A 9,027-nucleotide genomic window follows, 5' to 3' on the forward strand; every position below is an offset into this window, starting at 1 on the left:
CCCCCGGCCGCGTAGCGGCGAGGGGGCGAGTTGGGCGATCCAACCCAGCCGCGCGCGAGAGAAAGACCTGATTAGACATGGCAATTCGTAAGTACAAGCCGACGAGCCCCGGCCGCCGCGGCTCCAGCGTGTCCGACTTCGCCGAGGTCACCCGGTCGGAGCCGGAGAAGTCGCTGGTGCGCCCGCTGCACGGTCGCGGTGGCCGTAACGCGCACGGCCGCATCACCACTCGCCACAAGGGCGGCGGCCACAAGCGGGCCTACCGGGTGATCGACTTCCGTCGCAACGACAAGGACGGCGTCAACGCCAAGGTCGCGCACATCGAGTACGACCCGAACCGCACCGCCAACATCGCGCTGCTGCACTTCCTGGACGGCGAGAAGCGTTACATCATCGCGCCGCAAGGCCTTTCGCAGGGCGACGTGGTGGAGTCCGGTGCGAACGCCGACATCAAGCCCGGCAACAACCTGCCGCTGCGCAACATCCCGGCCGGTACCGTGATCCACGCCGTGGAACTGCGGCCGGGCGGTGGCGCCAAGCTGGCGCGGTCCGCCGGCTCGAGCATCCAGCTGCTGGGTAAAGAGGGCAGCTACGCGTCGCTGCGTATGCCCAGCGGTGAGATCCGCCGCGTCGACGTGCGCTGCCGCGCCACGGTCGGCGAAGTGGGCAACGCCGAGCAGGCGAACATCAACTGGGGCAAGGCCGGCCGGATGCGGTGGAAGGGCAAGCGCCCTTCGGTCCGTGGAGTGGTCATGAACCCGGTGGACCACCCGCACGGTGGTGGTGAGGGTAAGACCTCCGGTGGTCGCCACCCGGTGAGCCCGTGGGGCAAGCCGGAGGGCCGCACCCGCCACCCGAACAAGGCCAGCAACAAACTCATCGTCCGGCGCCGGCGCACCGGCAAGAAGCACGGTCGCTAGGAAGTTCAGGAGTACAAGCACATGCCACGCAGCCTGAAGAAGGGCCCGTTCGTCGACGACCACCTCCTCAAGAAGGTGGATGTCCAGAACGAGAAGAACACCAAGCAGGTCATCAAGACCTGGTCTCGGCGTTCGACGATCATTCCGGACTTCATCGGCCACACCTTCGCCGTCCACGACGGACGCAAGCACGTCCCGGTGTTCGTCACCGAGTCGATGGTCGGTCACAAGCTTGGTGAATTCGCGCCGACGCGAACCTTCAAGGGACACATCAAGGACGACCGGAAGGCCAAACGGCGATGACCACAACTGAATTCCCGTCGGCGGTCGCCAAGGCGCGGTTCGTGCGGGTGTCACCGACGAAGGCCCGCCGGGTGATCGACCTGGTGCGCGGCCAGTCGGTGGCCGACGCGCTCGACATCCTGCGCTGGGCGCCCCAGGCGGCCAGCGAGCCGGTGGCCAAGGTGATCGCCAGCGCCGCGGCGAACGCGCAGAACAACAACGGGCTGGACCCGGCCACCCTGGTGGTCGCCACGGTGTACGCCGACGAGGGCCCCACCGCCAAGCGCATTCGCCCGCGCGCCCAGGGCCGCGCGTTCCGGATCCGCAAGCGCACCAGCCACATCACGGTCGTGGTGGAGAGCCGGCCGGCCAAGGACCAGCGTTCGGCGAAGTCGACGAGGGCCCGCCGCGCCGAGGCCAGCAAGGCCGCCGCGAAGGCGCCCGCGAAGAAGGCCGCCGCCACCAAGGCGCCCGCCAAGAAGGCACCTGCGAAGAAGGCTCCGGCGAAAACCGCCGAGGCGAAGACTTCTAAGGCAACTGCTGAGACCTCGGAAGCGAAGGGAGGCTCAGACTAGTGGGCCAGAAGATCAATCCGCACGGTTTCCGGCTGGGCATCACCACCGACTGGAAGTCGCGCTGGTACGCCGACAAGCAGTACGCGGACTACGTCAAGGAAGACGTCGCGATCCGCAAGCTGCTGTCCACCGGGCTGGAGCGCGCCGGCATCGCCGACGTGGAGATCGAGCGTACCCGCGACCGGGTGCGCGTCGACATCCACACCGCGCGTCCCGGCATCGTCATCGGCCGCCGCGGCACCGAGGCCGACCGCATCCGTGCGGACCTCGAGAAGCTGACCGGCAAGCAGGTTCAGCTCAACATCCTCGAAGTCCGCAACCCCGAGTCCCAGGCGCAATTGGTGGCCCAGGGCGTCGCCGAGCAGCTGAGCAACCGGGTGGCCTTCCGCCGCGCGATGCGCAAGGCCATCCAGTCGGCGATGCGTCAGCCCAACGTCAAGGGCATCCGGGTGCAGTGCTCGGGTCGCCTGGGCGGTGCGGAGATGAGCCGCTCGGAGTTCTACCGCGAGGGACGGGTGCCGCTGCACACGCTGCGCGCCGACATCGACTACGGCCTGTACGAGGCCAAGACCACCTTCGGCCGGATCGGTGTGAAGGTGTGGATCTACAAGGGCGACATCGTCGGTGGGAAGCGTGAGTTGGCCGCAGCCGCTCCAGCGGGCGCCGAGCGTCCGCGCCGTGAGCGTCCGTCGGGCACGCGTCCCCGGCGCAGCGGTGCGTCGGGCACCACGGCGACCAGCACCGAGGCCGGCCGGGCCGCCGCGGGTGCCGAAGAAAGCGCTGCGCCCGCCGCGGTCGAGACCGCGCCCGCCGCAGAACCGCAGAGCACGGAGAGCTGAATCATGTTGATTCCCCGCAGGGTTAAACACCGTAAGCAGCACCACCCCCGCCAGCGCGGCATCGCCAGCGGCGGCACGGCGGTGAACTTCGGTGATTACGGCATCCAGGCGCTGGAGCACGCCTACGTCACCAACCGGCAGATCGAGTCCGCGCGTATCGCGATCAACCGCCACATCAAGCGTGGCGGCAAGGTGTGGATCAACGTCTTCCCGGACCGCCCGCTGACCAAGAAGCCCGCCGAAACCCGGATGGGTTCGGGTAAGGGTTCGCCGGAATGGTGGGTGGTCAACGTCAAGCCGGGCCGCGTGCTGTTCGAGCTGAGCTACCCCAACGAGCAGGTGGCCCGGGCGGCACTCACCCGTGCAATCCACAAGCTGCCGATCAAGGCACGCATCGTGACCCGAGAGGATCAGTTCTGATGGCAGTGGGAATTTCGCCTGGCGAACTGCGTGAGCTCACCGACGAGGAGCTGACCGAGCGTCTGCGCGAATCCAAGGAGGAGCTGTTCAACCTGCGTTTCCAGATGGCGACCGGGCAGCTCAACAACAACCGCCGGCTGCGCGCGGTGCGGCAGGAGATCGCGCGCGTGTACACCGTGCTGCGCGAACGAGAACTGGGCCTGGCTAGTGGGCCCGAAGGGTCCGAAGGAAACAAGGAATCGTGATGGCAGAAGCGAAGAAGGCGGCTCCCAAGGCGGCTGCCAAGGCGGCTCCGAAGGCGGCCGCGAAGGACACCGCCTCGAAAGACACGGGCCCCAAGCACACTCCGGCCAACCCGAAGGTACGCGGCCGGCGCAAGGTCCGCATCGGTTACGTCGTCAGCGACAAGATGCAGAAGACCATCGTGGTCGAGCTCGAAGACCGCGTGCGTCACCCGCTGTACGGCAAGATCATCCGCACCACCAAGAAGGTGAAGGCGCACGACGAGAACAGCACCGCGGGCATCGGCGACCGCGTCTCACTGATGGAGACGCGTCCGACGTCGGCGACCAAACGGTGGCGGCTCGTCGAAATCCTGGAGAAGGCCAAGTAGCCCAACGGGGCATCGAAACGCCCGAGACCTGACGGTCTCGGGCGTTTCGCTTTGGCGGGGGAACGCCGCGGCGAAAAAAGATCGGAATTCTCGCGGTGGCGCTACGCTCGGCGCATGTCGACTGACTCGGGAGCTTTTCAAGGCAAGATCGAGCTGGATATTCGGAACTCCGAACCGGACTGGGGCCCGTACGCCGCGCCGACCGCACCGGAGAACTCGCCGAACATCCTGTACCTGGTCTGGGACGACACCGGCATCGCGACGTGGGACTGTTTCGGCGGCCTGGTCGAGATGCCCGCCATGACCCGCATCGCCGAGCGAGGTGTGCGGCTGTCGCAATTCCACACCACCGCGCTGTGCTCCCCGACCCGGGCCTCACTGCTGACCGGCCGCAATGCCACCACCGTCGGCATGGCCACCATCGAGGAGTTCACCGACGCGTTCCCCAACGCCAACGGTCGCATCCCGTTCGACACCGCGCTGCTCTCCGAAGTGCTCACCGAGCGCGGCTACAACACGTACTGCGTCGGCAAGTGGCACCTGACGCCGCTCGAAGAGTCCAATCTGGCGTCGACGAAACGACATTGGCCGACCTCGCGCGGATTCGAGCGGTTCTACGGTTTTTTGGGTGGGGAGACCGACCAGTGGTATCCCGACCTCGTGTACGACAACCATCCGGTCAACCCGCCGAGCGCACCGGAGGACGGCTATCACCTGTCGAAGGACATCGCCGACAAGACCATCGAATTCATCCGTGACGCCAAGGTGATCGCGCCGGAAAAGCCGTGGTTCAGCTACGTGTGCCCGGGCGCCGGGCACGCGCCGCACCACGTCTTCAAAGAGTGGGCGGACCGCTACGCCGGCCGTTTCGACATGGGCTACGAGCGGTACCGCGAGATCGTGCTGGAAAACCAGAAGTCGATGGGCATCGTGCCGCCGGAAACCGAACTCTCTCCGGTCAACCCGTACTTGGACGTCAAGGGGCCCCAGGGCGAGCCCTGGCCGCTGCAGGACACGGTGCGGCCGTGGGACTCGCTCAACGCGGACGAGAAGAAGCTGTTCTCCCGGATGGCCGAGGTGTTCGCCGGCTTCCTCAGCTACACCGACGCCCAAATCGGCCGGATCCTGGACTATTTGGAGGAATCCGGTCAACTGGACAACACCCTCATCGTGGTGATCTCCGACAACGGCGCCAGCGGGGAGGGCGGCCCGAACGGATCGGTGAACGAGGGCAAGTTCTTCAACGGTTACATCGACACCGTCGAAGAGAGCATGAAGCTGTTCGACCACCTCGGCGGGCCGGAGACCTACAACCATTACCCCATCGGCTGGGCGATGGCCTTCAACACCCCCTACAAGCTGTACAAGCGGTACGCGTCGCACGAGGGCGGCATCGCCGACACGGCGATCATCTCGTGGCCCAATGGTTTTGCCGCACACGGGGAGATCCGCGACAACTACGTCAACGTCTGCGACATCACGCCCACCGTGTACGACCTGCTGGGCATGACGCCGCCCGAGACCGTCCGGGGCATCACGCAGAAACCACTGGACGGCGTGAGTTTCAAAGCGGCCCTTGTCGATTCGTCCGCGCGCACCGACAAGCAGACCCAGTTCTACTCCATGCTCGGCACCCGGGGGATATGGCACCAGGGCTGGTTCGCCAACACCGTCCACGCGGCCACGCCGGCCGGCTGGTCGCACTTCGACACCGACCGCTGGGAGCTGTTCCACATCGAGGCCGACCGCAGCCAGTGCCACGACCTCGCCGCCGAGCACCCCGACAAGCTCGAAGAACTCAAGGCGCTGTGGTTCTCCGAAGCCGCCAAATACAACGGGCTGCCGCTGTCTGACCTGAACATCCTGGAGACGATGACGCGGTTCCGCCCTTACCTCGGCGGTGACCGGTCCAGCTACGTCTACTATCCCAACTGCGCGGACGTGGGCAGCGGCGCCGCCGCCGAAATCCGCGGCAGGTCGTTCGCGGTGCTGGCCGAGGTCAGCGTGGACACCACCGGCGCGGAAGGGGTGCTGTTCAAGCAGGGCGGCGCCCACGGCGGGCACGTGCTGTTCATCCAGGACGGGCGCCTGCATTACGTCTACAACTTCCTGGGTGAACGGCAGCAGGAGGTCTCCTCCTCGGGCGCGGTCCCGCTCGGCAGGCATCTGCTCGGCGTGAGTTATTCGCGGACCGGAACCGTCCCGAACAGTCACACGCCGCTCGGCGACGTCACGCTGTTCATCGACGACGAGGTGGCAGGCACGCTCGCGGACGTGCAGACCCATCCCGGAACGTTCGGGATTGCGGGCGCCGGGATAACCGTCGGACGCAATGGCGGCTCGGGAGTGTGCAGCCGCTACAAAGCGCCGTTCTCGTTCACCGGGGGCACCATCCGCCAGGTCACCGTCGACCTGTCCGGCCGGCCCTACGTAGACGTGGAAACCGAGATTGCGCTTGCCTTTTCGCGCGACTGAAGTCCTGGCGCTGTGCGTGTTGGCGCTCCCGGCGGTGGGATGTGAGAAGACAACCGGCGGGACGGCCATCGGTGGCACCGCCGCTTCGACGTCCACCACGCGACCGTCAGACCCGGCCGAGCCGGTGCCCGGCGTCGAAACCACGCTGCCCGACCACATTCCGCCCAACGCCCTAATGTGCTTCCCGCCGCCCGAGAGCGGCTCCATGACCAAGGCCTCCGTGGCGGACCCGGCGGCGCCCGTGCTCACGGTCCCGTTGCCCGACGGCTGGAATGCGGCCGCCGGCACGGGTGACGTGGCGTTGACGTCGACCGGCCCCGACGGCATGTCGGTGCGGGTGACCATCGCCCACACCGACCTCGATCCCGGTGGTGCTTTCTTGCGCTACGCCACCGACTTGGGAACGGCGAACCCGGGAGTCAAGGTCACCGTCACGGCGGCCCAGTTCTGCGGCTATAGCAGCCAGCTGCTCAGCGGTACCGACGGAGGGTCCGGAGCAAACCAATTCGCCGACCGCATCACCCACGTCTGGACGAACGCCCAGGCGTACCTGGTCGCCGTCCATTTGGAGGGGCCCGGCAAAGCGCCCGGTTTCGAAGCGGCCAAATCCACGGTGATGCAGCAATTCGCCGTCATTATCCCCTGAAATTTGCCGTTGTGCCTGTTAGCATCTGCCCCGTGATGCCACAATGACCGCCGGGACTCCGGCGCCTCCCGCGCCGCCGGCGCCCGCCAACCACCGTGGCCGGCAAATCGCCATCGCTTTCGGAATCGTCGCGGCCCTGGTCGTCATCTACGCCCTCTCGCTGATCGCCGTGCACCTGCTGGCAAAGTCGGCGCCTGCCCTTCCTTCGGTGGATTTGAGCAAGGTGGAGGCCGAAGACAGCGTCGTTCAGGTTCGCCTGGAGAAGCTGGACACCGTCGCGAACCGCTTGACGGTGAATGTGACCGTCTATCCCAAGGATTCGTTGTACGACAAGAACTTCGGGGTGCTCACCACTGACGCCGCGGTGCGACTGTATCCCGACAACGACCTCGGCGACCTGCAGTACCCGGTAGGAAAGGCGCCGGCCCAGGTCAGCACGACCATTGTGGCCCACGGCGATCCGGCCAACTGGCCGTTCGACACGTACAAGACCGAGGTCATCGCCGCCGACGTGTTCACCGGTACGGGGGCGAGCCGCGAGAAGGCGCCCGCCCGCGTCGAGGCGACCGGAAAGTTGGACGGCTGGGACGCCACGGTCACCCGTGTCCATGACCCCGAGGACGCCAACCCCGATGTGCAGGATGACCTGATCATCACGTTGCAGCGGTCCAAGGGCGCGCTGATATTCGACGTCGGCATCTGCCTGGTGCTGATCGCCCTGCCGGTGCTGGCATTGTGGGTAGCCATCCCGATGGCGTTGGGCCGTACCACGTTCTTGCCGCCGTTGGGAACCTGGTTCGCGGCGCTGCTGTTCGCCGTCGTCCCGCTGCGCAACTTCCTGCCCGGATCTCCACCACCGGGTTCGTGGATCGACCAAGCCGTCGTGCTGTGGGTGTTGATAGGGCTGGTTACGGCGATGTCCCTGTTCATCGTCGCCTGGTGGCGATCGCGCGAGAAAAAGCCGCCGAAGAAGGTCTGAGACCTACTCCGGATTTGGTGCTTCGACCGAGCCGATCGCGTCGACGGCGCTCGAGACCCTCGATCGGAAGTCGGGCGACAGCGGGATGTAGCCGCTCCGCCCGGCGTCCTACCCTTGGGTGGTGCTCACCGAGCTGGTCGACCTGCCGGGCGGATCGTTCCGCATGGGGTCCACCAACTTCTACCCGGAAGAAGCGCCGATCCACACCGTCACCCTTCCGGCTTTCGCGGTGGAGCGGCACCCGGTCACCAACGCGCAGTTCGCCGAATTCGTCTCCGCCACAGGCTATGTGACGGTCGCCGAGCAGCCAATCGACCCGGCGCTGTACCCGGGCGCGGACCCGGCCGACCTGCGTCCGGGCGCCATGGTGTTCCGCCCCACGCCGGGCCCGGTCGACCTGCGTGACTGGCGGCAGTGGTGGGACTGGGTGCCGGGCGCGGATTGGCGGCATCCGTTCGGACCGGATAGTGATCTCACCGGCCGGGCCGATCACCCGGTGGTGCAGGTGGCCTATCCCGACGCCGCCGCGTACGCGCGCTGGGCCGGCCGGCGGCTGCCGACCGAGGCCGAGTGGGAGTATGCGGCCCGCGGCGGAAGCACTGGCACGTACGCGTGGGGGGACGAGCCGAATCCCGACGGTCGGTTGATGGCCAACACCTGGCAGGGGCGGTTCCCATACCGCAACGACGGCGCGCTCGGCTGGGTGGGCACATCGCCGGTGGGGAGGTTCCCCCCCAACGGGTTCGGCTTGCTGGACATGATCGGCAACGTCTGGGAGTGGACCGCCACGGTGTTCTCCGCGCACCACCGCCTCGACGAGCCGCCGAAAGCGTGTTGCGCCCCGTCGGGCCCCCCGGATCCGGCCGTCAGCCAGACGCTGAAAGGCGGTTCGCACCTGTGCGCGCCGGAATACTGCCACCGGTATCGTCCGGCCGCGCGGTCACCGCAGTCTCAGGACACCGCGACCACCCACATCGGGTTCCGCTGTGTCGCGCAGCAAACGGCGACCGTTCCAGAGGGCGCCGCCCACGACTGAACGGGAAGTTGTCAGACCCCTCTGCGATACTCGAACGTATGTTTGATTCGAGGGTGCCGTCGGCGGAGGTGATTGCTGAGTTTGACGAGCACTTCGAGCGGCGGTATCCGTCGGCGACGCCGGAGTCGGCGGCGCTGCTCGAGCGGGTGTCGGGTTTGGCGCGGGCGGAGAATCGGGCGGTGGCCGGGCAGTTGGCCGCGATCGGGGAGTTGTTTGCCTATCGGTTGTCGCGGTGTGCGGAG

General features: G+C 67.0%; 11 protein-coding genes and 1 pseudogene. All 12 read left to right on the forward strand.

Annotated features, from left to right (window positions below):
• Positions 1-77: 77 nt before the first annotated feature.
• Positions 78-920 (forward strand): 50S ribosomal protein L2, encoded by an 843-nt coding sequence (rplB, locus tag A5678_RS19925; protein WP_068045586.1) that lies wholly within the window; start codon positions 78-80, stop codon positions 918-920.
• A 21-nt stretch (positions 921-941) separates the two neighbouring features.
• The gene (rpsS, locus tag A5678_RS19930) at positions 942-1,223 is read left to right on the forward strand and encodes a 30S ribosomal protein S19 (RefSeq protein WP_006245110.1); all 282 of its coding nucleotides are present in this window, start codon (positions 942-944) and stop codon (positions 1,221-1,223) included.
• On the forward strand, positions 1,220-1,777 hold the full coding sequence (gene rplV / locus A5678_RS19935) for a 50S ribosomal protein L22 (protein WP_068045589.1): 558 nt from the start codon (positions 1,220-1,222) through the stop codon (positions 1,775-1,777). The genes rpsS and rplV overlap by 4 nt, the downstream gene beginning before the upstream one ends.
• A complete protein-coding gene (gene rpsC, locus A5678_RS19940) occupies positions 1,777-2,616 on the forward strand; it encodes a 30S ribosomal protein S3 (RefSeq protein WP_068045592.1) in 840 nt (279 codons plus the stop codon). Before rplV ends, rpsC begins: the two co-directional genes overlap by 1 nt.
• Before the next feature lie 3 nt (positions 2,617-2,619).
• On the forward strand, positions 2,620-3,036 hold the full coding sequence (rplP, locus tag A5678_RS19945) for a 50S ribosomal protein L16 (RefSeq protein ID WP_007167840.1): 417 nt from the start codon (positions 2,620-2,622) through the stop codon (positions 3,034-3,036).
• On the forward strand, positions 3,036-3,281 hold the full coding sequence (gene rpmC / locus A5678_RS19950) for a 50S ribosomal protein L29 (protein ID WP_068045595.1): 246 nt from the start codon (positions 3,036-3,038) through the stop codon (positions 3,279-3,281). Before rplP ends, rpmC begins: the two co-directional genes overlap by 1 nt.
• Positions 3,278-3,649: a 30S ribosomal protein S17 gene (gene rpsQ / locus A5678_RS19955; RefSeq protein WP_197502201.1), complete on the forward strand. Its 372-nt coding sequence runs from the start codon at positions 3,278-3,280 to the stop codon at positions 3,647-3,649. The genes rpmC and rpsQ overlap by 4 nt, the downstream gene beginning before the upstream one ends.
• A 114-nt stretch (positions 3,650-3,763) precedes the next feature.
• Positions 3,764-6,124, forward strand: a complete 2,361-nt coding sequence (locus A5678_RS19960; protein ID WP_068045600.1) for an arylsulfatase — start codon at positions 3,764-3,766, stop codon at positions 6,122-6,124.
• Positions 6,105-6,770, forward strand: coding sequence for a hypothetical protein (locus A5678_RS27625; protein WP_231983721.1), 666 nt, complete (start codon positions 6,105-6,107; stop codon positions 6,768-6,770). The genes A5678_RS19960 and A5678_RS27625 overlap by 20 nt, the downstream gene beginning before the upstream one ends.
• A 43-nt stretch (positions 6,771-6,813) precedes the next feature.
• Positions 6,814-7,749 (forward strand): DUF4436 domain-containing protein, encoded by a 936-nt coding sequence (locus A5678_RS19970; RefSeq protein ID WP_068045603.1) that lies wholly within the window; start codon positions 6,814-6,816, stop codon positions 7,747-7,749.
• Positions 7,750-7,870: 121 nt separating this feature from the next.
• On the forward strand, positions 7,871-8,785 hold the full coding sequence (locus tag A5678_RS19975; protein ID WP_068045648.1) for a formylglycine-generating enzyme family protein: 915 nt from the start codon (positions 7,871-7,873) through the stop codon (positions 8,783-8,785).
• Between the two features lie 38 nt (positions 8,786-8,823).
• A pseudogene (locus A5678_RS19980) lies at positions 8,824-9,027 on the forward strand (hypothetical protein); the annotation flags it as partial.

It is taken from the genome of Mycobacterium sp. E2733, assembly GCF_001667585.1.
Classification (GTDB): Bacteria; Actinomycetota; Actinomycetes; order Mycobacteriales; family Mycobacteriaceae; genus Mycobacterium.